Consider the following 25,649-nt stretch of genomic DNA (forward strand, 5'->3'; position numbering starts at 1 on the left):
CTCCTCAGTGAAGCGGTATGACTGTGCTGAGTTTACGAGTTCCGTCATCAAGAACCTGGAATGTGCTCTGGAAATTAGCAGCCTTACCCGATGGTCCCACAAACAAGGACTCTCTGACCTCAAATTTTCCGTACTGATTGGAGAAGGTGTTCATCACATTGCCGTCAGTTTTGGCAGAAAGGGTCAAGTGATCAGTCAGCATCTGACGACCAGCGGCATTGTCTGGAACACCAAGTCTCTTCATTTCGAGCGCAAGCTGATTTGAACGAGCGGCATTATGGGAGTTACTAGCGACACGGCCGAACAGATAATCGAACTTACCTGGCGCAATTTCTAATCCTTTTGCACCAGCAATACCCTTTTCAGCCTCAACCAATCCCGCAAGATTACCCCCCGCCTTCGGCCTCAGTCCATTGCTGGTCTCAAAATAGAGATTTCCATCCGAACCAAGAACTTCAGTGTTGCCCGTTTTAGTATTAATAACCCGGCGATAACCATCAGGCAACCCTCCAGTTTCATTGAAAGCAGCACCTGCAGAACTGCCTTCGCGATAACCCGCCGGGAGCGCTGTTTTTTCTGTGCTGACCACTCCTTTTACAGCATCCGCTGCCGCTTCCCTCGCAGCTTGCCTTTTCGCCATAACCTCCAGGACCGCATCGATAACAACCTTACCGCTTCGAACGCCAGTCATCGAAAGAAGCGCGTCATCGATAATGCTAACAGACAGTACACCCTTGCCAGCCAACGCTGACAAGCGTTCTGCGGCATCTGCCACCTCAGACACGGAGGTGGATATGCTCGGGAGCTCATTCCCATGCTGAGTTGTCTGGTCTTGGCCGTATTGCCTCCACTGCTGATAGACAGCACCCGGACCATAATTCCCAGCGGCGTCGAACAACGTTGAATCGTTGAATTGTCCTTTTGTCGAGTTGAATGCGTATACCGGCGCACCATTGGCCAAGATTTGTGAACCATCGCTCCAGGTCAAAGGAATTTTCTGAGCTGCCAACTTCGCGACTACGTCATATGCAACGCCCATGTCCTGAGCAAAAGACTCAGACTCCGGATCATTCCCAGTGGCTAGCTTCATCAGTTTTGTCAAACGCGTCAGGTCGACAGCGTCAACTTCAGCGCCGCTGGCCATGAGCAGAAGGTCTTCCCATCGAGCGCTCGACCGTGGTTTCCCCCGCGTAGCTTCAAGCTCTTCGGCCTTTTTCTTCAGCAGTGGAGTTTCCTGCTCCTTGTGCAACTTGCGGTTAAACATTTCAACACCGACCGCACTATTCCCCCCGGTAATTGCACCTGATGCACCACCACTGGCACCCGCTGCAACACCCAGCCCAGCCGCAATCAACGTACTAAAGCTACTTTGCTCGCGCTCCGTCAGTCCGCTTTTGCCCAAAACATCACCAATAGCGGGCATCAGAGCAGCCGAAGCACCGGCTCCCAAAGCACCACTTGCAGCGCTCCCGCTCGACAACCCCATCGCGGCGCCAACCAACGCGTGCAGCAACACGCGTGCAGCTCCGCCTTCGGCCCATGCTGCTTGAGTTGCGGTGTCAGTGGCGTTGCGTTTTTGCTCGTTGGCGAAATCACCCACTTTTTTGAACGCGTCATTTGAAGTGGTGTTGGCGACGATGCCGATTGCGGTAGATCCACCAACGCCCCCAAGACTCGCTGCAATAAATCCAGCCGCCACGTCGGCCATGATTCGTTTATTGCCGCCCACGTTCCAACTGTCGTAATCAGCACGCGCAGCCGCTTTCTCCTCATCAGTCGTCGCTGCCTTGCCCCTCTCAGCAGCCGCCTGTTGCTGGGAATTGGCAACGGTGTCGATCACGGATTTGGACAGCGCCACCGTGCTCTGAATCAGGTCAATGCGTTCCTGCATGGCCTTTTCATCAGGCTTGTCCAGCTTCTGGTTGGCGTTTTTGGTGTCTCGGTTCAGCCCGACCAGATCATTCGCGCCGTCGGCATTGCGTACGACGATGGTGCCATCGCTGACCGCGCTGCGGGTGCTGCTGTGGTCTGAGTCGCTGAGTGCCAGCGGAACGCTGCCACCCAGGGATGAGCCGGTGTTGCTGCCGTAGGACACCGAAATACCGGCGGACTTGCTGCTGATCTCGCTGGTGTTCTTGATGTCGCTGACGAGCAGGCGATCGGTGCTGAGCAGGTTTTTGTCTGCCGACGCTTCGCTGGCAATTACCGCGCCTTGCAGGGTGGTGTTTTTGCCGACGTCGAGGTCGTAGCCGCCCTTGCCGGCGAACAGACCGCTCTGGTCGGTGACCGCTTTGTACTCGCTGTTCATGTTGCCAGCGGACAGGCTGGCGGTAACTGCTACCGGCGCGCCGTAGCAGAACGGCGGCACGCAGATGCTGCCACCGAAACCGGCAGTGCCCTGTTTGCTTTTCTGGATTTCGCTGTCCTGGCGCGACGTGATGTTGAGGTTGCCGTCAATCAACGCCTTGATGCTGTCCGCCCGAACCTGCGCACCTGCCAGGGTCGTGTCCTTGCCACTGTGCAAGGACAAGGAACCGGTATCCAGCGTGGTGTTGACTTGGGTAACGGAACTGCCGGTGCCCATGCTCTTGGCGATTGACGCGCCCAGATCGAGGGTGAAGCCATTTTGTTGGCCAAGGTTGAAGCTGGCACCAATCGCGGTTTTGTTGTGCGTGCTGTCGTTGGCCCATTTCGCCGTGTTCTGCGCGCTTTCCAGAGTGATGTTGTCTTTGGCCAGCAGTACGGTGTCGGCGGCTTTCAGTGTGCTGCCTACAACGTGTATATCGCCAGCCGTTCCCGGTACGCCGCCATCGGCGACAATCAGCAGGTTTTTGCCCGCATTAAGCGAACTTTGCTTGGCGGTCTGGCTGGTGTAGTCGCTGGTGCTCTTGCTGTGGGTGTTGGCCAGTTCTGTACCGATCTTGATCAGCGAACCACTGCCGCCCGAGCCTTGTTTGTTTCCATAGTCCGAACTCGCGCCTGCTACACCGCCGGCCATGCCCCCCAGGTCATTGAACGCCATGGCCGCCTGAGCCAGTTTCACCGCTTTGAGGCGCGGATCGTCTGCGCTGTTTGCGGCTTTGACTGAACTGCGGATCGTGTTGACCGTATCGACAATCGAGCCACCGACCACCCGGCCCACGGCCAGGCTGTTGCTCTTGTCGGTGCTGCTCTGGTTCGAAGTTTCCATGCCGGCGGCGATGGTCACTTTGGAACCGATCAGGCTCATGTTTTTGGTGCTGACGAGGTCGCTGGCGATCACGTTCAGTTCACGGCCACTGGTGAGGCTGACGTTGCCTTCGCTGGAGCCGATGGTGCTGCCGGTCAAGGTGGTCTGCGAGGATTTTCCGGTGTGGTTCTGCCCGCTGACCGACAGGTGCTGGTTGCCGGTGATGTCATCAAGACCCAGCTTGTTGGCGGTCAGTATGCCGCTCAGATCGCGGTTCTTTTCCTTGTGGAATTCGTCACGGCTGAATGTGTTTTCAGCAGCATTGATGGTCAGGTCGCGACCGGCTTGTACGGTCAGGTCCTCGGTACTGACCAGGGATGAACCGGTGATTGTCGCGTCACGCTTGGCCGTCACGTTCACGGTATTACCCGAGATGACACTGCCGACCGCTTTGGTTTGTGTCTCAGCCAGCTGATCCTGAACCTTGCTCGACTTCAAACCGCCCCAGCTGCTTTTGCTGGAGCTGCTGTCATGGCGAGCGCTGTTGGATTCGGTGGCCGCGACGATCTGCACATCATTGCCGGCGACAAGTTGCACGTTGCCTTTATCGGCGGCGATTTCACTGCCTTTGATCAGCATGTCTTTGCCGGCCAGCAGGGTGCTGTCGCCGCCAGAGGTCACGACACTGGCAACGCTGGTGGTACTGGCCACCTCATCGAGTCGAGTCTTCTTGCCTGAAGAACTTTTCTTGGTCTTGTTGTAGAGGCTGTAATCACTGTCCTGCGCCGCCAGAAGATCAAGCTTGTCCCCTGCCACCAGATACGCTTCATCCCCCGCCGTAATGCGGCTGGCGATGGCGGTGAGGCTTTGGCCGGCGCTCAGTTTTACGTTGCTGCCTGCCGACAGTTCGGTCATGACCTGGCTGACGTGGTCTTCCTGGGCGGTGAGTTTTTTGACTTTGAGCAGCGAGTGTTGCTCGTCTGCCGCAGAGCTCAGGTTCAGGTTTTCCGTGGCGGACAGCGACAGGTCGCGTTTGGCGTCGATCTGGCTGGCGATGGCGGCGATGTCGCGGCCGGCCACGACCGACAGGTCCTGGCCAGCGCTGATGCGGGCGCCCAGTTGGGTGATGTTGCTGTTGCTGTGCTGGCTGTCGTTGACGGTGCTGTTGCTGACCTGGGCGGCCGCGATGTTGACGTCTCGGCCGGCGTTCAGCTGCATGTCGGTGCCGCTTTCTACCTGGCCGCCGGTGATGTTGATGTCACGACCGGCCGACACGCTCAGGGCCTTGGCGGCTTCGATGCGTGCGGCGCTGTCGGTGAAGTCGCGGCGCTCGCTGGCCACGCCGTTGCTGCTGTCGTGGGTGGTGATCGTGCGTTCGTTGATCACGTCACCGCGCTGGGCGGTCATCGAGACATCGCGACCGGCGATGATGCCGCCGGCCTTGTTGACGATGTTGTTACCCGCCAGCAGGTCGAGGCGGTTGCCCGCTTCGATCAGGCCGCTGTTGACCAGGTCATTGCCGGCGGTGGCCGACAGGTTATTGGTGGCGCGCAAGGTGCCGGCGTTGGTCAGGTCTTTGCCGGCGATCAGCGAGACGTCGTTGCCGGCAATCAGCGCGCCGGTCGGGGCCAGGCGGTTGTTGGCGTTGGCCAGGTACAGCACCGGCACCAGGACTGATTCACCGTTGACCGTGGCGTTTTCCATCCAGACGATGTCGTGGGTCAGGGCCGCGACCTGCTCGGAAGTCAGGGTCACGCCAACGGACAGATTGAGTTGCTGTTTACTGGTGATGGCGTTGTCCATCAGGTACTTGAACAGCTTCTCGTCCGAGGTCTGGCCATCGATGAAACGCTGGCCCGTGCGGGCGACCACGGCTTGCTGGATCAGCTTCTGTTCGTAGAAACCGTCTCCCAGGCGTTTGGCGCTCTTGTCCGGGTCGTAGCCCAGGTTTGCCAGCAGGTAATCGGAGCTCATGAACTGCTTGAGGTCGGTGAGCACCGGGTTGGTTTCGATCAGGTATTTTTGCGGATTGGAGCGTGCCGAAGTGTCGGGCAGGCCCTGCACCCGCGCCACGCTCTGGCTGGCCACGGCGGTGCTGGCAGGCACGGCGGTCACGGCGCCGGGAACGGCCACCGGCGCGCTGATACTGGCGTTCACGACGGGAGCTACCGGCACCACAGGCGCGGTGACAGGTGAAGTGACAGTGACCACCGGGTCCTGGCGTGCCGGCAGCGATGTCGGCAGGCTCAGGTCCGGACCGGTTGCAACCGTAGGCTGGGTGGACGCCTCGACATGCACGGCGCTCACCTGAGTGATGGCGGCGTCAGTGTGGTCATGGCCGGTCAGCTGAACATTGCCGGCATTGTCGACTGGCGCAGTGATGTTGATCGCGCTGCCCGTGACGTTGCTGGCAGCGGTCGGAGCGGTGATCTGAACCAGCTTGCGGTCGCTGGCGACCACCTGCGCGACATCAGCAATCTGCACGCTGCGCGCCTGAACAGTCGGCAGCTCTTGCTGACGCTGGGCAGTGCTGACGGTGGCACTGCTCATGCTCCAGCTTTGTGGTGCGGTGTTGACCTGGGTCGCCTGCTGGTTACCACCACCCTGCCCGCTCAAACGGAATAAACCGTTCTGGCCGGTGGGCAGGCTGAAACCTGGCAGTGCGAGCGGGTTGACCTGTTGCTGCGCAAGGTTGGGCGGCAACTGGGAGTTGACATAGATCGGCGTGGAATACGCGCTGCCCGAGCCCGTATCGGCTTTGTTGCGCCCGGCAGCGACGTAAGCGTAATACGGTCGGCGTACGCCGTTCTCGATGTTGTTGGTCGCGTTGAGGCTGACGTTGCCACCGGCCTGGATCACGGCGTCATACGACTGGCCATCGGTATTGGTGGTCTTCGTGGACCCTGAAGACCTGCCGCCTTCCACAAAACCAGTGAATGCGCTCAGGTCAGCCTCGACGGTCGCCGAAGGTGTCGGGCTGTTTTTCGCGTTGAAATCCTTGGCCATCTGCCTGGCCGCGAAGATCTGTTTGACGTAGCTGACGTAAAAGTTGGTGGTCGTGATCTCCTGAGCCTGCACGCCCTGGTTAACGATGTTGGTGGCATTGGCCGTCACGCTTCCTGAGGCGGCGATGGTGCTGCTCATGTTGTTGAGGGTCTGAGCATTGATCAGGATATTCGCGCCACTGGAAAGGCCCGAGGCGGCACTGCTTCTGCTGACGGTCAAGCGGTCGACTTCATCGATCTGCCAATAGCCGTTCTGTTTCCCGCCATGGCGGAAGTCGCAGCCAAACATCGGGACCAGGTTGCAGTCACGTTCGGTGATGCTCACAGAACTTTTTTCATGCGCCGTGTAGTCCAGAACATCCCGGACGTTGTTGACGGTCATGGCGCTGATGGTCAGGTTTTGCGCGCTCTCGATGTTGCCGGAACGGTTGTCCAGCAGGTCGGCCTTGTTCTGGCTGGCGTCCCGGGCGATCAGTACATTGCCCAGGCCATAGACCTGCGCATACGCGTTGGTAAAGCTGGCGGCCAGCAGTTGCATGTCACCGCCGCTGGAGATCAGGCCATTGCTGTTGAGCAAGTTGCCGGTACGCAAGGTCAGGTTTTCACCGGTGGCCAGGGTGCCGGTATTGCTCACACCGCCTGCGGTCAGGGTCATGTTATTGCTGGAGGTCAGGCGACCGGCGTTGGTCAGCTGACCACCGACGTTGATCGTGGTGTCGCCACCGCCCGCGATGCTGGTGCCGCTGTTGAGGTTCAGTTGCCCTGCGCTCAGGCCCAGGTTGCCGAGGCTGCTGGCACGGCCATTGCCGCCATAGGTGCCCCACAGGTTGAGGCTCAGGCTGCCATCACTGGCAAGCAGGCCATCGTTGTTCCAGTTGCCGCCCGTGCCGACGAAGCTGCTGGATGCCAACAATTGGCCGCCCGCCGTCTGGCTGAAATTGTTCACGTTGACCGTCAGGCGTCCGGCCTGGATCACGCTGTTGTTGGTCCAGGTGTCGGCGTTCAACGTCAGGCCGCCTCGAGTCACCAGGGTGCCGCCTGCATTGCTGACATTGGGCATGGAGATATCAAAGGTGCCCGTGCCGACGTGCAGCAGTTTGCCGCCGATGTTGGCGAAGCCGGCTGCGTTGAGCGTCAGGTCAGTGTTGGCGGTTTCGACGGTGCCGTTGCGGTTGTCGAACAGGCCACCGATCTGGAATTGGGTTTTGCCGCTGGTGCCCAAGGCCCGCAGCTGGCCGGTCTGGTTGTCCAGGCTGGCGGCGCGCACGCTCAGGGTGTTGTCGCTTTCAATAATGCCCAGTCGGTTGTTCAGGGCGCCATCGAGGCTGAGGTCGATCTGGCTGCCGGCGATTTGGCCGTCGTTGTCACCGCTGTTGTCGAAGTTGTTGCCGTGGACCTTCACCAGTCCCTTGGCGTAGAGCCCGCCGTTGCGGTTGTCGAAGTTGCCGCTGGCCGTCTCGATGACGGCATCGCCGCCCTGGGCCGAAATGCGTCCGCCGTAGTTGTCGATCCCGCCCAGTGCGCTGAGGTTCAGACGCTGGGCCTGGGTGATGCCGCCCTGGCGGTTGTTGGTCAGGTCGTAGCCGTTTTTCAACACGCCTACCACGTGGGCATCCAGCGCGCCTTTGATGCTGGCGAGCGTACCGCCCCGGTTGTCGATGTTGGCGGCGCTCAGGCCAAGGTCGCCGTTCTGGGCAATGATTCGGCCACTCTGGTTATCGATATCACCGCCCACGGTGACGCCCATGCTGCCCAGGCTTTGCAGTGCGCCCTTGGCGTTGCCGAGGCTGGCGGCTTGCAGTTGCAGGTTGGCGTTCTGGCTGTAGATCAGGCCGTCGTCACTGTTCTGTACCGCACCGGTGCTGATGAGGGTCAGGTTGTCATTGGCGGCGACGGTGCCACGGTGGCGGTTATCGAGGCCGCCGGTGAACAGGGTCAACAAGCCCTGGCTCATCAACTGACCGCCCTGGTTGTTGATCTGCGTGCTGCGGCTGATGACCATCGGCCCACCACTGACGAGCTTGCCGTTGGTGTTGGTCAGGACGCCGAGCAGGTCGATGTTCACCGCGCCGTTGCCGGCCAGGCTGCCGTTGCTGTTGTCCAGAGTGGTGCCGGTGAAGCTCAGGGCTTGCTGCGCGCTGATCGTTGCGCCATTGCTCAAGGCCATGGCTTGCAGGGTCAGGCTTGCACCGCTGTCAATCGAACCGCCCTGGGCGTTGTTCAGCAGGCCGCTGACGCTCAGGCGCTGATGGGCGCCGCTGGAAATAACCCCGGCGACGTTGTCGAGACTGGCGGCGCTGACGCTCAGGTCATTGTTGCTGACCAGGGCGCCGGCGCTGCCGTTGAGCAGCGCACCGCTGACGCTGACGTCGAGGTTGCCGCTGCGACTGGACAGGGTGCCGGTGTTGCGGTTGTCGAGGCTCGCGCCGTTGACGCTCAGGCCCTGCCAGCCGGACATCAGGCCGCCCTGGTTGAGCAGGGTGTCGCCGGTCAGGCCCAGTACATTGCTGCTGATGAGTTTGCCGCCGCTGTTGTCCAGCGTACGTGCAGTGACGTTGAAACTCTGGTTGCTGAAGAGCTCGCCGTTCTGGTTGTTCAGGTCGCGCAGACGGCTGATGCTCAGCGGGCCTTTGGCGGTCAACGTACCGTTGCGGTTGTCGAGGTCGCCGCCGATCAGGTCAAGATGCACAGCGCCGTCACCCAACAGGCGACCGCCGTTCTGGCTGAGTGCGCCGACGCTCAGGTCGATATCGCCCTTGGCCGACACTTCGCCGCCATTGCTGGAGTCCAGGCTGGTGGCGGTCAGGGTCATACCGCCCTGGCTGTTGATCAGGCCCTTGGCGCTGTTGTTCAGGGCCATGGCGTTGAGGGTCAAGGCGCTGCCACCCAGCAGCACACCGCCCTGATTGTTCAGATCGGCGCTGCCGAGGCTCAGACGTTGGGCTGCGTTGATCGAGCCGCCACTCTGGTTATTCACCACACCGGCAACGCTCAGGGTCAGGTCACTGCCGCTGGAGATCGCCCCTTCGTTGTTGTTCAGGCTGCCGGCACCGACATCCAGCGCCGCCGCCGCGATCTGGCCCTTGAGGTTGTTCAGCGCCTGATTGACGCGCAAGGTCAGGGCTTGCTTGCCGAGCAGCTTGCCGTTGCTGTTGTCCAGACTTGTGGCCGCCAGGCTGAACGCCTGGGCGCTGGAGATTTCGCCGTTCTGGTTGTTGACGCCATCGAGGTTGTCGAGTTGCAGCAACGGCGCGTTGATCAGGCCGTTCTGGTTGTTCAACTGGCCGTGATTCAGATCGAGCGCAAGGCGGGTATTGCTGAAGAGTTTGCCGCCCTGTTGGTCCAGGCCACTGACAGTGGCCGTGAGTGCATTGATACTGCCAATGCTGCCACCGTCGCGGTTGGTCACTTGGCCTGCGGTCAGAGCCAGCGTGTCGTCACTGTCCAGGCGCCCGGCCTGGCTGTTGTCCAGCGCACCGGTGCTGACCAGCATCGAGGTTTTGCTTTTCAGGCTGCCTTTGTGGCTGTTGTCGAGGCTGGCGCTGTGCAGGGTCAGGCTGTTGCCGGTAATCAACGTACCGCCCTGGTTATGCACATCACCACGGGCCGTCAGCGTCAGTGCATCGGCGCTGGAGAACTTGCCGCCGGTGTTGCCGAGGTGGGTCGCCGTGACGTCAAGGGCGCCTTCACTGGCGATCAGGCCGTGGCCGTTTTCCAGGTCGCCGCTGAGGGTCAGGCGCATTTTCTGCAAGCCATACAGGCTGCCGCCCAGGTTGTTGAGGACGGCGCCATCGAGGCTCAGCACACCCTTGCCGTTGAGCAGCCCGTTGACGTTTTGCACCTGATCCAGGCTCAGGTTCAGGTCTTGCCCGGCAATCACCTGGCCGCTGTCGCTGTTATCCAGTTGTTGACCGGCCAGCGTCACCCCGCCGCCGCTGGACAGTTCGCCGCCACGGTTGTCCATCTGCCCGACGCTGAGTTTCAGCGCTTTTGTAGCGGCTACCAGACCGCTCTTGCGGTTGTCGAGGGTGTTGCCCGTGAGGTCGAGGGACGTGCTGGCGATCAACTTGCCGTTCTGGTTGTCCAGCGCACCGACGTTGGCGACGATGTCACGCTTGCCGGAGATCGAGCCGTCGCGGTTGTCCAGGCTGGCGCTGGCGAGCAGCAAGGAGCCGTCGGCGATCATCACACCATTGTGGTTGTTCAAGGCCTGAGTGACGCCCAGGTCGAGCAGTCCCCGGCTGCTCATCGTGCCGTTGCTGTTGTCCAGGCTGTCGCTGCGGCTGTCGATGGCCGCGCCGGTTATCACCCCGACACTGTTGTTCAGCGCCTGTGCAATGCGCAGGGTCAACGAGCCCTGGTCGCTCAGCAGTTTGCCGTGGCTGTTGTCGAGGCTTTGTGCCGTCAGGTCGAAGGCTTGTGTGCTGGAGATTTCGCCATTCTGGTTGGCGACACCGTAGAGATTTTTAAGCAGCAAACTGCCCGGTGCGTTGATGTAACCGCCCTGGTTGTTCAGTTGGCCGTGGTTCAGGTCCAGGCTCAGCGCGGTCTTGCTGAACAGCTCGCCGCCCTGCTGATCAAGGCCGGTGACACTGGCGGTCAGGGTTTTTTCGCTGCTGATCGCGCCGCCCGCGCCGTTGCTGACCTGGGTGGCGTTCAGGTCCAGGGTATCGCTGCTGGTCATGCTGCCGTTCTGACTGTTGTCCACGGCGCCCGTGGTCATGCGCACCGCGCCAAGGCTGGCCAGATTGCCGCTGTGGCTGTTGTCCAGGCTGGCGCTGAGCAGGGTCATGCCGCTCTTGGAGTACAGGGTTGCACCACGGTTGATCAGCGCGCCCTTACTGTTGATCGTCAGCAGGCCGAGGCTGGTCATTGCGCCGTTGCTGTTATCGACACTGGCGACCTGCGCGTTGAAACCGGCCTGACTTGCGATCGAGCCGTTGCTGTTGAGCAAGGCGTCGTCGAGGCGGATGTCCAGCGCGCTGCCACTCTCGATCGCGCCGCCGAGGTTATCCAGACGCGAACCCGTCAAGTGAATGGCGTCGTCGGCATGGATCATGCCCTTGGTCTGGTTGATCAATTGCGCCACGGTCAACTCAAGGCCCGCGCCCGAGATGATTTTGCCGCCGGTGCTGTTGTCCAACTGTTGGCTGGTCAGCTTCACGCCGCCCGTGCTGATGTCGGCGCCCGTGCTCGACAGTTCGCCGGCGCGGTTATCGATCTGATCGACATTGATGCTCAGCGCTTTTGCGCTGCCGACGGCACCGCGGTTGCGGTTATCCAGGCTGTTGCCGGTGAGGCTCAGGTTGCCCGCAGCCACCAGGGCGCCGCCCTGCTGAGTGAGGGTGTCGATGTTGGCCGTCAGGTCGGCCTGACTGGCGATGCGCCCGCCGGCGTTGGCGACTTCACGGCTCTTGAGGGTCAACGGGCCGACGGCGCTGAGCAGGCCGCCGGTGTTGTCCAGGCGCGTGCCTTCGTAGCCCATGCCGGCCTTGCCGATCAGGTTGCCCTTGTCGCGGTTATCCAGTTGCCCAACCAGCAAGGTCAACGCCTGATCAGCCTGAATCAGCCCGCCACGGTTGTCCGCCGAGTCGCCGTGCAGGGTCAGATAGCCCTTGCCGGCCACACTGCCGCCGCGGTTATCGAGGCTGCCGGTGGTCAGGTCGATGCCGCCAGTGGCGCGTACTTTGCCCATTTCACGGTTGTCGAAAGCACCGCTGATATGCCCGGTCAGCACGCCGTCGGCAGCGAGCAAGGTGCCGGCTGCGCGGTTGTCGAAGCTGGCAGCGGTGAGGCTCAGGTCACCGCCCGAACCCAGGGTCGCGCCCTGGTTGATCAGCGCACCACTGAGGTCGATGCTCAGCCCGAGGTCGCCGACCACCCGGCCGGCCGTGTTGTCCAGACTCGCTGCCTTGAGCGTTGAATTACCCGCGCTGGTCAGCGCGCCGTTGCGGTTGATGACGGCGCCACTTACGGTCAGGGTCATCTGCCCGTCGCTGCCAAACGTGCCGTCGCTGTTGTCCAGACTGCCGGCCTGCACGTTCAGGCCGTTGGCCGAGACCAGCCCTTTGGCCGTGTTCAACACCTGATCGACACGCAGCATCAGCGCCTGCTGGCTGATGATTTTACCGGCGCTGTTGTCCAGGCTTGCCGCCGTGAAGCCAAAGGCCTTGTCGCTGGATATCTCGCCCTTCTGGTTAGCCACGCCCTTGAGGTTGTTGAGCAGCAATTGCCCGGGGGTGCTGATCAGACCGCCCTGGTTGTTGAGTTGGCCGTTGTTCAGATCAAGGCTCAAGCGGCTATTGCTGAACAGCTTGCCGCCCTGTTGATCAAGACCGCTGACACTGGCGCTCAGCGCGCCGGCACTGGAAATGTTGCCGCCGGCGCCGTTGTTGAGTTGGCCACTGCTCAGGTCGAGGCTGTCGCCGCTGATCAGGCTGCCGCCGAGGTTGCTCACGGTGCCGAGGCTGGTCAGTTTCAGGCCCCGGACGCTGGACAACGTGCCGCCATCGTTATTCACGCCGGCGCTGCTGAGCACGATGGCGCCGTCGCCCTTGAGCGTGCCCTGGTTGTTGAGCAACTGCTGACTCAACGTCAGGCCCAGACGGCCTTTGGCGTACAGATTGCCGCCCAGGCTGTTGTCCAGTTGCGCTGCATTTACCTGGACCCCGGCCTGGCCGGACAGTTGACCGTTGCGTTGATTGTTGAGCTGGCCGAGGGTCAGCTTGAGGTTGCCGTTGGCGAGCAACTGACCGCCGTTGCTGTTGTCCAGCGTCGTGCCGGTCAGGGTCAGGTCGCTTTGCCCGGACAGGGTCCCGCCCTGATTGTCGAGGTGCTGCACGCCCAGATCCATGGCCTGGACAGCATTCAGCGAACCGCCCTGGCGGTTGTCCACGCGGTCGGCATTGAGGCTGAGGGCTCCGGTGGTGCCGAGGCTGCCAGTGCGGTTGTCCAGCAACCCGGTAACAGCCAGATTGAGCCCGGCTTTGCTGACGATGCGGCCCTTGAGCTGGTTGTCCAGACCGGCGCTGGTGAGGGTCAGCAAGCCGTCCGAGGACAGCAGGCCGGCCTGATTCATCAGTTGCCCGGCGATGTTCGCGGTCAGGGTGGCGCTGCTCAGCAGCGTGCCCTGGGTGTTATCGAGGCTCGCGCCCTGCACCGACAACAACTGGCCGGCGGTCATCGAACCGCTGGCGTTGTTGATGCCGTTGCGCGCCACCAGCGACAGACGGGTGTCGGCGGTCATCTGGCCGTGACGGTTGTCCAGGTCAGCGACTTGCACAGTCAGATCACGGGCGCCGAGTTTTCCGCCCTGATTGTTCAGGCTACCGGCGAGCAACAGGCTCAAACCGCTGCCGGCGTTCACGCTGCCGGACTGGTTGTTCAGGCTCTGAGCCTGCAGATCAATGGCCGCCGCGGCAATCTGTGCGCGGGTATTGTCCAGCGCCTGTGCGATCCGCACGACCAGCGCTTGTTCGGACAGCAGTTTGCCGTCGGTGTTGTCGAGACTGTCAGCCGTCAGATTGAAACCCAGCGTGCTGGAAATCTCGCCCTGGCGGTTATTGACGAGGCCCAGGTTGCTCAACAGCAACTGGCCCGGCGCGTTGATCAGACCGCCCTGGTTGTTCAGCAGGCCGTGGTTCATGTCCAGGCTCAGGCGCGTGGCGCTGAACAGGTGACCGCCATCGTGCTGATCGAGCCCGGTGACGTGAGCGTTGAGTGCCTGGGTGCTGCTGATCTGCCCGGCCAGGCCGTTGTTCACTTGCGTGGCGCTGAGGTCGAGGGTCTGGTCGCTGGAAAGTTGTCCGCCCTGGTTCTGCAAGGCACCGGTAGCGATGCTCACTGCGCCTGCACCGTGAATCACGCCCCGCTGACTGTTATCGAGCGTGCCAGTGGTCAGGTTCAGCTGTGCCCCGCTGTTGATCCGCCCGCCCTGAGTCGTCAGCGCGCCGGCATTGTTGAGGCCCAAGCGCCCCAGGCCGGCAATGCTGCCGCCGCTGCTGTTGTCGAGATTGGCGGTGTTCAAGTCCAGCGTGGACTGGCTGGACAAGACACCGGTGGTGTTGATCAGGCTGTTGGCGTTGACCAGCAGTTGCTGGCTGGCCACCTGACCGTTGAGATTGTTCAGGGTCTGGTTGATCAGCAGCGTCAGACTTGCATCACTGAGCACCTTGCCAGCCGTGTTGTCGAGGCTGTTGGCCGCCAACGTAAAGCCCGTATGGCTGGATATTTCGCCGTTCTGGTTGAGCACCGCGTTGAGGTTGTTCAGCAGCAGCGCGCCGGGCGTGGTGATCAATGCGTTCTGGTTGTTGAGCAGGCCGTTGTTCAGGTCGAGGCTCAGGCCGGTGTTGCTGCTGAGCTGGCCCCGGTCATGTTGATCGAGCCCGGTGACGCTGGCCGTCAGGGCCATGGCGCTGGCGATGCGCCCGCCTTCGCTGTTGTTCACCTGGCCTGCGGTCAGGCTCAGCGTGTTACTGCTGACGAGTTGACCGCCCTGCTGGTTGCCGAAGGTGCCGGCGTTGATCACCGCCGCACCGCTGCTTTGAATGTTGCCGCGCTGGTGATTGTCCAGTGCACCCCTGGCGACGATGCCCAGCGTGCCCTGGCTGCTGATCGAGCCCTGGTTGCTGTTATCCAGCGACGCCACCTTGAGCTGCAGATTTTGCGGGGCCACCAGGCGTCCGCCCTGATTGTTCAGGGCGCCGCTGGCGTTGATGTCCAGCGTGTTGCCCGCCATCACCAGGCCGGCGACGTTGTCCAGCGCAGCCACCCGCAGGTTGACGTTGCTCAGGCTCGACAGCTCGCCCGCGCGGTTATTCAGATAACCCACGGCAGCCGTGAGTTGACCGTTACTGGTCACCAGGCCGGATTGGGCATTGAGCAGTTGATCGGCATTGAGGTTCAGCGTGCCGCTGCTCAGGAGTCGACCGTGGTTCTGGTTGTCCAGCGTCCCGGCAGCCACTTGCAGCTGTTGCTGCGCGCTCAGGGTGCCGCCCTGGTTGCTGGCGGTCTGTGCCGTGTTGACGGTGAGGTTGCGACTGGCGACAACGCTGTGCCCGTTGTTGTTGAGATTTTGCGCCGTGAGGCTGATATCGCCGCTGCTGTTGCGGCTGTTATCGCTGTTCACACCGGCTTCAATGACGCCGTTGTTGCTCAGTTGACCGCCCGCGTTCAGGGTGATGCTGTCCCGCGCGGCGAGGGTTTGCTGGCTGGCCAGGTCGCCCTGGGTCTGCACATTCAATGCGGTGCCGGCATAGACCGGTCCCTGGGCATTGAGGCCGGCGGCTTTGACATTGACCGCGCCGTTGGCGGCCGACGTCTCGGCCAGGCTCAGTTGACCGTTGGCGTCGAGTTGGATGTCGCCACCACTGGCGATCAATTTGCCGTCGAGTTTCACCCCGACACCCGCCTCGGTGCCCATCAGCCTGATCGCGCCGGCGTACATGCCGCCCAGCGAAGAGGAGTCGATGGCCAGTTGCGGTTTGGCGCTGCCGTCGTCGGCTCTTGCAGTGGCGTTGAGCGTCTGTGCGTTGACGTCGTTGCGACCGGCAATGATCGTCAGGTTTTTCGCCTGAATCTCGGCGTTGATTTTCGCGCTGCGGGTGATGATTTCGAAGCTGTCGACGTTGGTCGCATTCAGCCCCGCGCCGTCGATGGAGACGCTGCCCTGATCGACCTGATAATGGTCGACTCGGCCGCCGTCGAGTACCGGCTTACCGGTGGTGAGTGTGACGCGCGGGGTGTTGATGAAGCCGCAACCGTTGCAGGTGATGCCATACGGGTTGGCGACGATCACGCGGGCCGACTGCCCCGCCACTTCGGTATAACCGCGCAACTGGCTCGGGTTGCCGCCGACCACTTCGTTGAGGATGGTTTGTGCCGCGACCCGGTTGGTCAGGTTCGGGTTGCCGACGATGATGCCGCCCAACTGCGTCGCGCCGGTTTGCCCCGCGACGTTGTTGAGGATCACGCCTTGGGTGCCGACGTTGTAATCGTGGAACTGGTTATGCGACAGCCCGGTGCCATTGGGCGTGGCGATGTTGATGATCGGCACGCCGTTGCCCGCCTGACCGAGGCTGGTGTTCGGATTGGCCACCACAATCCCGTCCGCCTGCGCCCACACCGGTTGCCAGAACATGACGTTCGCCAACAGGAACGCCAGCCCGCGCTTGGGCATACCCCAGAAGTGCTCACAGGGTTTTACGGCAGCAGCAGGTTGGCCGGCCAAGAAGGTCAGGTGACGAATGTCCATTTCAGAATCTCGGGCGGGCAAAAATTAAAGGAAGAAATCCAGACGGAAATAGATCGGCGCTTCACGCTCGGTCAGCGCGGCCGGTCGCTCCAGGGAATGGGCGAACGTCACGCTGGCAGCCAGGTGCTGGCCCTTGGCGAACAACTCCAGCGAATTGCTGGACATGCGCCCGTGTTGCTCGCCGTTGTAGCGATCATCACTGATCACGCCCTGGTCGTAGCCCAGGCTGGTGCCGTATTCGGCGAACACCGGGCGCAGCCATTCAACGTTGACCGGGCGGGTCCAGCGCAGGTCGTTGCGCCAGTAGCCGCCGCTGTCGCCGGACAGCGACTGGTCCTTGTAGCCACGAATCGACGACTGCCCGCCGAGGCTGGTGCGTTGCGGGCTGAACAGCACGTCTTCACTGTGTTGACCGGTCATCAGGCTGCTGAAACTGAACGACTCGCCCCACAGTTTGAACGGTTGCAGGTAGCTCGCCGTGGCGGTGTATTTGCGGTAACGCGCATCTGGATCAGAGGGACCGGGATGGCCGTTGCCCTGGGCATCGAACGCGCCGATGCCTTGCTGCATGCCCAGGTCCAGGTTGACGAACGCGCTGCCGATCCGGCGACCGTGGTTGATGCCGAACTGCGCTTCGCTGATGCGATTGCTGCTCTGCTTGAGCTTGCTCTCTTCGATGAAATTGTTGGTGCGCAGGTACGACAGACCGGTGCTGAGCGAGGTCTTGCTCATGGCGTCGCGGTAGATGACGCGCTCGGCACGCAACTGATGGTTTTCGCTGTCGCCGGTCTGCTTGAAGTTGTAGCCATTGGAGGCGATCTGCGAGCGGTAGTCGCTCTGGTTATAGGTGTAATTGAAGGTCCACCAGCCCCACGGCAGGCTGTAGTTGAGCATCGCGTTGCTGGAGGTGTGCTGGTGATCGCTCATCGCATCGTGGCCACCGCGAAGATTCAACTGATCGGCCAGACCCAGTGGGCTGTCCCAGTCGAAGGTGGTGCCCCACTGCTGCTCACCGGTGCTGCGCTGGCCGTCGTTACTGCGCGACAACCCGGCTCGCCAGGGCGTCTGCGGGGTGTTCTTGACCAGCACTTCACTGCCACCGACGTTCTTGCCCGGCGACAACTCCATCTGCGCCTGATTCGACGGCAAACGGTTGAGCTGATCGACCATCTGCTCGATCTCGCGCAGGTTGACCAGCTCGCCGGCCTTGCCGGGAAACGCCATGGCCAGCTCGCGCTCCGACAGCTTGCTGCCATCGGCGCCCTTCAAGCCTTCGAGCCGGCCTTCGACCACCAGCACTTTCAGATGCCCGGTGGACAAATCCTGCTGCGGCAGGTAGGCACGGCTGGTGACCAGGCCTTTCTCGATGTAGCGGTCGGTGATGACTTTCAGCAGTTCATTGAGCTGGGTGACGCCCAGGCACTGGCCGATATACGACTTGAGCAGGCGCTGCTGCTCAGCGGCGGACAGACTGTCGGCGCCGCTGAGTTCGATGTCTTTGATGGGAAAGCAACGGCTGTCGGCAGGGGCTGCCGGAGTCGTTGGTCTGGCTTCCTTGCCAGGCAGATCCTTGAGTTCTTCCAGACGACGGCTTTGCTCTTCGAGCAAGCGATTCTGACGGTCGCGGATAAGGTCGGTGTCGCCGGGGTTGGTGGCGGCGTAAGCAAGATTCAGTGGAGAAAGGCACAGCAAAGCCAGGCACAACCTCGCCACGAGGGCGGGTGGGTACATGTTCGATCCCTCGAATGGAGACTGATAGCAAAATAGTGGCGCGATATTAGAGAGCCACTATTCTGGCGTCAAATTCTGTATCAATTCTGACAATATTGGCGACGAACGGTCGTACGACATCAGTCAAGAAATTGACTACTCCACAAAATAACTGTGGCGAGGGAGCTTGCTCCCGCCAGGCTGTTGAGCAGTCCCCCTCTTTTCGAAAAGAGAGGGGCCGCTTCGCGCCCCAGCGGGAGCACGCTCCCTCGCCACAGGTTTAACGTTCGTTTGTTGAAGGAATCAGGACCTTTTTGCTGACTGCGACATGCTGTCCTTACTTCATGGAGCCTTCTGCCCCCATGCTGTCGTTGGACATATTGTCTTTCTTCATCGCGTCCTTGGACATTGCGTCTTTCTTCATTGCGTCCTTGCTCATGCTGTCTTTCTTCATGGTGTCCTTGCCCATGGAGTCCTTTTTCATTGTGTCTTTTTTCATACTGTCCTTGGACATGCTGTCTTTGGACATCGAGCCGTTGCTCATGCTGTCGTTGCTCATGGTATCGGCGGCGTACACGCTGGCGACGCCCATGGCCAGGCACAGGGACAGTACGGTGGTGGCTAGCTTTTTCATGGTGCAGTTCCTTTTGGAGATCAGGTTGCGAATGGACGCAGCGCGGGCTGCGCGGTGGTTATCGGGGTGCGTGCATCAGCTGCCACCGAACCAGTTGTAGCCCTGGTCTTCCCAGTAGCCACCGCTGTAGATGTTGCTGACGAAAATCGCCTGAATGTGTTTAGGGTTCTTGTAGCCCAGCTTGGTGGGCATGCGCAGCTTCATCGGGAAACCGTACTGACGCGGCAGGACGGCGCCGTCGTAGGTCAGGGTCAACAGGGTTTGCGCATGCAGCGCGGTGGCCATGTCGATGCTGGTGTAGTAGTCGTCGGCGCATTTGAAGCCAACGTATTTGGCATCGGTGTCGGCGCCCACGCGTCTGAGGAAATCACTGAAGCGCACCCCGCCCCAGCGGCCGATGGCGCTCCAGCCTTCGACGCAAATGTGGCGGGTGATCTGCTCGGTCTGGGCCATGGCGCGCAGGTCCGCCAGTGCCCAGCTGCGTTTGTCGGCGACCAGGCCGGTGACTTCCAGGCGATAGCTGTCTTGCGCGACGACGGGGGCTTCGTCAATGCCGTAAAAGGCATTGAAGGGAAATGGCCGGGTAATCATCGATTCGGGGTAGGTCGGCGCCATCGCGTTGGGATTGAACAGCCAGCCCTGCACCCGGTCGTTGAAGCGCGACATGGACGACAGCGCGGTTTCGACGCTGTCGTTGTCGCTGATATTGCAACCGGACAACATCGCCACGCCGCCGAGGGTCAGGCCCCGCAGCAGGAACGAACGCCGGGAGCGGTCTTCGATGCGCGGCGCCAGCACTTTTCTGGCATCGGCCAGGATCGACGCTTCATCCAGTCCTTCAATGCGCTTTTTCATACCGACTCCTTGTGACCGACCAGCATCGCCCATAACGTTTTCGGCACCAGCAACACCATCACCAAGTGCACCACGACAAACGCCATCAGCAGCGCCATCGCAATGAAGTGCACCTGCCGCGCCCCTTCATAACCGCCCAGCAATTCACGCAACAACGGGAACTGCACCGACTTCCACAGCACCAGCCCGGACAGCACCATCATCGTGATGTCGAGCATGACAAACAGGTAGGCAAAGCGCTGGACCTGGTTGTAATGGCTGAGGTCGGCATGTCCCAGCCGCCCTCTTAGCGCTGCCCACAGGTCGTGCAGGACGCCTTTGGGTGAGACCGGCAGAAAGCGCCGGAACAGGCGACCGCTGGCCAGATTGATGATCAGATAAATGAGGCCGTTGACGGCCAGGAACCACATCGCCGCGAAGTGCCATTGCAGCGCACCGCCGAGCCAGCCGCCGAGGGTGACCGATGACGGAAAGCTGAAACCGTAGAGCGGCGAGGCGTTGTAGATACGCCAGCCGCTGGTGACCATCACCAGTACCGCCAGGGCGTTGAGCCAGTGGGTCAGGCGCAGCCAGCGTGGATGGCTGTTTCGGGTAATGCGGGAAGAAGCAGGCGCCTGCGACATGATCGGCTCCAGTTGATTGTTGTTGGGTCCAAGTATAGGAACCGACTGATCGCCAAATCCTCACGTAAAGTTAAATTAAACGTGATAACTGCTCCCCACCGTTGGTTTGGGTTGGAACAGGATCTTTTGATCAATGCAGAACCCCGTGGGAGCAAGCTCGCTCCCACATTGGTTTTGGGTTGCCTGTGAGGAATGCATTTAGGGTTAAAATGCCGCCCCTTCTCTCACCACCGACCCGACCCGATGACCCCAGATGCCCTCGCCACCCTGCACGCTCACCTGCTGACCGCCCTGGCCGCCGCGCCGGCCGAAACCCGTCGCCTGTTCCACGGGCGCGGGCGCTGCTGGCCAGGGCTGGAGCAGTTGACCGTCGACTGGTTGCAGGGCGTGGTGCTGGTGGCGCTGTTCAAGGAGCCGGAACCTGAGCAACTGCAAGCACTGAAACAACTGTTGATGGACATCACCCGCTCGGCGCAGTGGCAACAATCGGGTGCACACACCCTGCTGCTGCAACACCGCTACCTGCTGCAAAGCACCACCGAGTGGCTGTTGGGCGAAGTCATCGAGGACATGAACATCACCGAGGGCGGCCTGCGCTATCGGGTGGATCTGGGGCGTAAACAGAACACCGGGCTGTTCCTCGACATGCGCTATGGCCGCGACTGGGTGCGAGCCAACGCCGAAGGCAAGCGCGTGTTGAACCTGTTTGCCTATACCTGCGGATTTTCCGTGGCGGCCATCGAAGGTGGCGCGACGCAGGTGGTCAATCTGGACATGTCCAGCCCGGCCCTCAACCGTGGCCGCGACAATCACCGGCTCAACGGCCATGACTTGGGCAAGGTGAGTTTTCTCGGCCACGACCTGTTCAAATCCTGGGGCAAGGTGATCGGCAAAGGCCCGTATGACCTGGTGATCATCGACCCGCCGTCGTTCCAGAAAGGCAGTTTTCTGCTGACCAAGGATTATCAGCGCGTGTTGCGCCGGTTGCCGGAATTGCTCACCGCCGACGGCACGGTGCTGGCCTGCATGAACGACCCGGCATTCGGCCCGGCGTTCCTGATCGACGGCGTCACACGCGAGGCACCGAGCCTGCAATTTGTGCAGCGCCTGGATAACCCACCGGAGTTTCCCGATACCGACAGCGACTGCGGGTTGAAGGCGTTGGTGTTCAAACAGAACACCTGAAACACGGGCGATTCAACGTGGGAACAGGCTTGCTCCGGGCGGCGTTCCGGGTCAGGCACATTGATACGGGATGTGCTGCCGTCTTCGCGAGCAGGCTCGCTCCCACAGTTGATTGCGGTTGTGTTCACCTCAAGCCCCTTGTGGCAGCGACTGTGAATGAGGGATCTCAACGCGGCTTGAGCACCAACGCAAACAACTCCCCATGCCCGTTCACATTGAGCTTGTGATACAGATTGCGCCGATGCACCTTCACCGTTTCCGGTGAAATCCCCAGTTGCTGCGCCATGGCCTTGCTGGAAAACCCCTGCAGGATCAGCCGCGCCGTTTCCACTTCCCGCGCCGTCAAACGCGCATCGAAACGATCCAGCAACGTCGCCAGATCACCGGCCACCGCCTCGATAACCGACTCTTTCGCCGGCACCAGTTGCAGGTGCCGCTTCATCGCCGCCAGCACCCAATCGCGCACGCAGAGCAAGCGGCCCTGCTCCGCCAGGTCAAAACGCGTCGCACGTCCCAGGGACAAACCGAGCACGGCGCCGTCCACGTTGATCATGAATTGCAACTCATCGCCGCCCACCACTGAGCGAAAATAGCTCTGGTAATACTCGCTCTGCTGAAACTGGTCAGGCGCCAGCGAATCGAGGCTGTGCAAGCCGTCGGCAATGCCTGCACAAGCGGCTTGATAGAACGGGTCGAGCAGGTACATGCCAGCGCTGTAGTGGGCCAGTTCCTCGTGTTCGTCAGGGCTACCCTTGGAGTCGAAATCGATCAGCAGGCGCGGCACCCGACCCGACCGCATCAGCGCCACCAGTGCGTTATCCAGCGGCACCAGCAGACGCAAGGTGTCTACCAGCGTCCGCCAGAAACTGTCCTGCCCCAACGCGCCAAACACCCGTGCCAGACTCTGGTGTATCGGTAATTCTTTCAGCAATGCGTCCACGCTCTACCCCTTTCGAGTAACCCGTGACGGGAATGGGTAGTCCCCCATCCTGTCGATAGGCTGTGCACTCCTGACATCACCGGCCCGCAGAGGCCAGGAGTGCCGCATCATGAGTCGTCATCGTTCGTATATCAATCTTGGCCTGGGTGCCCTGGTGTCGGTGTCGCTAGTGGCGGTGGCCGCCGATGCGCCCACCGTGCACGTCTACAACTGGTACGACTATATCGGCCCCACGACCCTGCACGATTTCAAGCGCGACACCGGCATCGTGCCGGTCTACGACACCTTCGACAGCGCCGAAGTACTGGAAGGCAAACTGCTGACCAGCCGCAGCGGCTACGACGTGGTGGTGGCGAGCAATTTCAGCCTGCCGACCCTGATCAAGGCCGGCGCCCTGCAACCGCTTCCCCGCGCACAGATGCCGGGTTTCAAGAACATGGACGCCGACCTGCTGGCCAAACTGGCCAACAACGACCCCGGCAACCAATACGCCGTGCCGTACCTGTGGGGCACCAATGGCATTGGCTACAACGTCGACAAGGTCCGCGCCGCACTCGGTGACAAGGCGCCCGTGGATTCCTGGGATTTGATTTTCAAGGAAGAAAACCTGGCCAAACTGGGCGACTGCGGCGTGGCGATGCTTGATTCGCCGTCGGAGATGTTGCCGGTGGCCCTCCATTATCTGGGCTTGCCGCCCAACAGCACCAACGCCCAAGACTACAAAAAAGCCGAGGCGCTGTTACTCAAGTTGCGCCCGCACATCGCCTACTTCAACTCGTCCAAATTCATCAGCGATCTGGCCAACGGCAATATCTGCGTCGCAGTGGGCTGGTCCGGGGCGATGCTGGAAGCCAAGACCAACGCGGAGCAGGCCGGCAATGGCGTGAAGATCGCCTACAGCTTGCCCAAGGAAGGCGCTCCGGTGTGGTTTGACACGCTGGTCATGCTCAAGGACGCGCCGAATCCGCAGCAGGGACTGGCCTTTATCGACTACCTGATGCGCCCCGAGGTCATCGCCCCGATCAGTGATCTTCTGAATTACCCCAACGGCAACCGCACCGCGACGCCGCTGGTGGCCGAAGCGACGCGCAACAACCCGGCGGTCTATCCCTCGGCCGAGGCCATGGCCACGCTGTTTACCCTGCAACCCCTGCCGCCGGCGACCGAGCGCGTACGCACGCGGGTATGGAGCAAGGTCAAAAACGGCCAGTAACCACACCGCAATCCCTGCAGGAGCGGGCTTGCCCGCGATGGGGCCAGCACTTCCAACAGGGACCGTGACCGGCGCATCGCTATCGCGGGCAAGCCCGCTCCCACAGGGGCCTGTGCCCGTCTGTGAATACTTGAACTGAAGATGAGAACACCCATGAAACCACGTGCCCGCGACCTCAATATCCGCTTCGGCCAATTGCAACCCGGCCCGCTCAATGCCATCACCGATGTGCCCGGCGTACGCGTCGGCCACAGCAACGTGCGCGGCCTCAGCGCCCTTGGCCGCGACATCCATACCGGCGTCACGCTGATCGAGCCGCGTGCCGGTTCAACCAATCAACAGCCGTGTTTTGCCGGGGTCCATGTACTCAACGGCAATGGCGATGCGACCGGCCTGGAATGGATTCGCGAAGCCGGCCTGCTGACCAGCCCTATTGCCTTTACCAACACCCATAGCCTGGGCGTGGTCCGCGACGCGCTGATTGCCCTGGACCGTGAACAGCAGCCGGATGACGGCCGCCTCTACTGGAACATGCCTGTCGTGCTGGAAACGTTCGACGGCTTGCTCAACGACATCAACGGCTTTCACGTAAAGCCCGAACACGTCGCCCAGGCCCTGCACTCAGCGGTGGGCGGTGCGGTCACCGAAGGCAATGTCGGCGGTGGCAGCGGCATGATCTGCCATGAATTCAAGGGCGGCATCGGCACCTCGTCCCGGCGTCTGAGCCAAGCCCAGGGCGGCTGGACCGTCGGCGCCATCGTCCAGGCCAACCACGGCATCCGTCACGAACTGCGGGTCGATGGCTACCCGGTCGGACGCTACATGGAACAGGTCGATTCGCCATTCCTCAAGGCTTCGTTGCCGCATCCGGGCATGGGCTCGATTGTGGTCTGCCTGGCCACCGATGCGCCGTTGTTGCCGCACCAGTGCACACGCCTGGCCCAGCGCGCCAGCCTCGGCCTGGCCCGTACCGGGGGCGGCAACGAAGACCACAGCGGTGACATCTTCATCGCCTTCGCCACTGGCAACCAGGTACCGCCCGCGGCCTATGAAGGCAAAGGCGCGCCAACCTGCGACAACCTGCGCATGGTCAACAATGATCACATCAGCGAACTGTTCCTGGCCGCCACCGAGGCGGTGGAAGAAGCGATCATCAATGCGTTGCTGGCTTCAGACACCGCCCAGGGCAATGGCCACACAGTGCCGGGACTGGACGCCGCGACACTGCTCGACGCCTTGGCTCAGGCGGGATGGCCGGGAGTCCGGTAAACCCGTCGCCGCCATGGGGATTGGTCTACATTGAGTGAGTTTGCCCACGTTACGCCACTCACCCGCGATGACAGGAGCCCCCCATGAGCGTGACCACCCAATGGATCGAGATCGACAGCGCCGACGGTAAATTCGGCGCCTACCTGGCGATTCCCCATACCCGCAAAGGTCCGGGGATCGTGTTGATTCAAGAGATTTTCGGCGTCAACGAACACATCCGCTCGGTGGCCGAGCAGTACGCCGCTGATGGTTATCTGGTGATCGCCCCGGACCTGTTCTGGCGCAGTGGTCCGCGCATCGAGCTGGGCTACGACGAAGCCGGCTGGAAACGGGCGGTCGAGTTGATGAACGCCACCGACGTCGGCAAGGCGCAGACCGATATCAAACTGACCCTCAACGCGCTCAAGGCCCAACCCGGTCTGGTAGGCGGTATCGCAGCCATTGGTTTCTGTTTTGGCGGCATGCTGGCCTACAACACCGCCGCCAACGGCCTGGTCGACGTGGCCATCGCCTATTACGGCGGCGGCATCCAGAACCAGCTGCAACGGGCCGATGAAATCAAGGTGCCGATGCTGATGCACTTCGGCGAACAGGACAGCCACATCCCGATGGATGCGGTGAAGAAAATCGCCGAGCGCTTCGAGAACAACGACGGCGTCGATATCCAGGTGTATCCGGGCGCCGAGCATGGTTTCAACTGCTCTCACCGCAGCAGCTACAACCAGCGAGCGTCGGTGGAGGCGCATGGCAATTCGCTGATATTCCTGAGCCAGAATCTATAACCCTGACACCAC

At 61.4% G+C, this 25,649-nt stretch carries 10 protein-coding genes; 4 read left to right on the plus strand and 6 right to left on the minus strand.

The genetic code is table 11. From position 1 onward, the window contains the following. Positions 1 to 4: 4 nt before the first annotated feature. The 5 genes from POF45_RS04740 to POF45_RS04760 all read right to left on the minus strand — a co-directional run bounded on the left by POF45_RS04740 (position 5) and on the right by POF45_RS04760 (position 20,248). A complete protein-coding gene (locus POF45_RS04740) occupies positions 5 to 16,426 on the minus strand; it encodes a two-partner secretion domain-containing protein (protein WP_282315214.1) in 16,422 nt (5,473 codons plus the stop codon). Between the two features lie 24 nt (positions 16,427 to 16,450). Then, the gene (locus POF45_RS04745) at positions 16,451 to 18,157 is read right to left on the minus strand and encodes a ShlB/FhaC/HecB family hemolysin secretion/activation protein (protein ID WP_282315215.1); all 1,707 of its coding nucleotides are present in this window, start codon (positions 18,155 to 18,157) and stop codon (positions 16,451 to 16,453) included. A 316-nt stretch (positions 18,158 to 18,473) separates the two neighbouring features. Beyond that, positions 18,474 to 18,770: a pentapeptide MXKDX repeat protein gene (locus tag POF45_RS04750; protein ID WP_259494819.1), complete on the minus strand. Its 297-nt coding sequence runs from the start codon at positions 18,768 to 18,770 to the stop codon at positions 18,474 to 18,476. A gap of 75 nt (positions 18,771 to 18,845) precedes the next feature. After that, positions 18,846 to 19,625 carry a molybdopterin-dependent oxidoreductase gene (locus POF45_RS04755; RefSeq protein ID WP_259494821.1) on the minus strand — a complete coding sequence of 260 codons (780 nt, stop codon included), beginning with the start codon at positions 19,623 to 19,625 and terminating at the stop codon, positions 18,846 to 18,848. Continuing rightward, positions 19,622 to 20,248: a cytochrome b/b6 domain-containing protein gene (locus POF45_RS04760; RefSeq protein WP_282315216.1), complete on the minus strand. Its 627-nt coding sequence runs from the start codon at positions 20,246 to 20,248 to the stop codon at positions 19,622 to 19,624. The genes POF45_RS04755 and POF45_RS04760 overlap by 4 nt, the downstream gene beginning before the upstream one ends. 243 nt (positions 20,249 to 20,491) lie before the next feature. Between POF45_RS04760 and POF45_RS04765 the strand changes: the two genes are divergently transcribed. Beyond that, positions 20,492 to 21,433: a class I SAM-dependent methyltransferase gene (locus tag POF45_RS04765; protein ID WP_259494825.1), complete on the plus strand. Its 942-nt coding sequence runs from the start codon at positions 20,492 to 20,494 to the stop codon at positions 21,431 to 21,433. 166 nt (positions 21,434 to 21,599) lie between these two features. Here the strand turns inward: POF45_RS04765 and POF45_RS04770 are convergent, their stop codons facing one another. Next, positions 21,600 to 22,373, minus strand: coding sequence for a helix-turn-helix transcriptional regulator (locus POF45_RS04770; RefSeq protein WP_259494827.1), 774 nt, complete (start codon positions 22,371 to 22,373; stop codon positions 21,600 to 21,602). Positions 22,374 to 22,482: 109 nt separating this feature from the next. On the opposite strand from POF45_RS04770, the gene POF45_RS04775 reads away from it, so the two are divergent. The 3 genes from POF45_RS04775 (at position 22,483) to POF45_RS04785 (ending at position 25,637) form a co-directional block, all read left to right on the plus strand. Continuing rightward, a complete protein-coding gene (locus POF45_RS04775; protein ID WP_282315217.1) occupies positions 22,483 to 23,586 on the plus strand; it encodes an extracellular solute-binding protein in 1,104 nt (367 codons plus the stop codon). 153 nt (positions 23,587 to 23,739) lie between these two features. After that, positions 23,740 to 24,855, plus strand: a complete 1,116-nt coding sequence (locus tag POF45_RS04780) for a DmpA family aminopeptidase (protein WP_282315218.1) — start codon at positions 23,740 to 23,742, stop codon at positions 24,853 to 24,855. Positions 24,856 to 24,938: 83 nt separating this feature from the next. Beyond that, entirely contained in the window at positions 24,939 to 25,637 is a 699-nt protein-coding gene (locus POF45_RS04785) for a dienelactone hydrolase family protein (RefSeq protein WP_282315219.1), read from the plus strand. Positions 25,638 to 25,649 lie beyond the last annotated feature (12 nt).

Origin of the sequence: Pseudomonas fungipugnans, from assembly GCF_029955235.1 — a bacterium.
In the GTDB taxonomy this organism is placed as follows: Bacteria; Pseudomonadota; Gammaproteobacteria; order Pseudomonadales; family Pseudomonadaceae; genus Aquipseudomonas; species Aquipseudomonas fungipugnans.

What these genes read in the sequence shown, in the direction of transcription:
- POF45_RS04740 (WP_282315214.1), bottom strand. Translation starts at nt 16,426, where the DNA reads ATGGACATTCGTCACCTGACCTTCTTGGCCGGCCAACCTGCTGCTGCC.
- POF45_RS04745 (WP_282315215.1), bottom strand. Translation starts at nt 18,157, where the DNA reads ATGTACCCACCCGCCCTCGTGGCGAGGTTGTGCCTGGCTTTGCTGTGC.
- POF45_RS04750 (WP_259494819.1), bottom strand. Translation starts at nt 18,770, where the DNA reads ATGAAAAAGCTAGCCACCACCGTACTGTCCCTGTGCCTGGCCATGGGC.
- POF45_RS04755 (WP_259494821.1), bottom strand. Translation starts at nt 19,625, where the DNA reads ATGAAAAAGCGCATTGAAGGACTGGATGAAGCGTCGATCCTGGCCGAT.
- POF45_RS04760 (WP_282315216.1), bottom strand. Translation starts at nt 20,248, where the DNA reads ATGTCGCAGGCGCCTGCTTCTTCCCGCATTACCCGAAACAGCCATCCA.
- POF45_RS04765 (WP_259494825.1), top strand. Translation starts at nt 20,492, where the DNA reads ATGACCCCAGATGCCCTCGCCACCCTGCACGCTCACCTGCTGACCGCC.
- POF45_RS04775 (WP_282315217.1), top strand. Translation starts at nt 22,483, where the DNA reads ATGAGTCGTCATCGTTCGTATATCAATCTTGGCCTGGGTGCCCTGGTG.
- POF45_RS04780 (WP_282315218.1), top strand. Translation starts at nt 23,740, where the DNA reads ATGAAACCACGTGCCCGCGACCTCAATATCCGCTTCGGCCAATTGCAA.
- POF45_RS04785 (WP_282315219.1), top strand. Translation starts at nt 24,939, where the DNA reads ATGAGCGTGACCACCCAATGGATCGAGATCGACAGCGCCGACGGTAAA.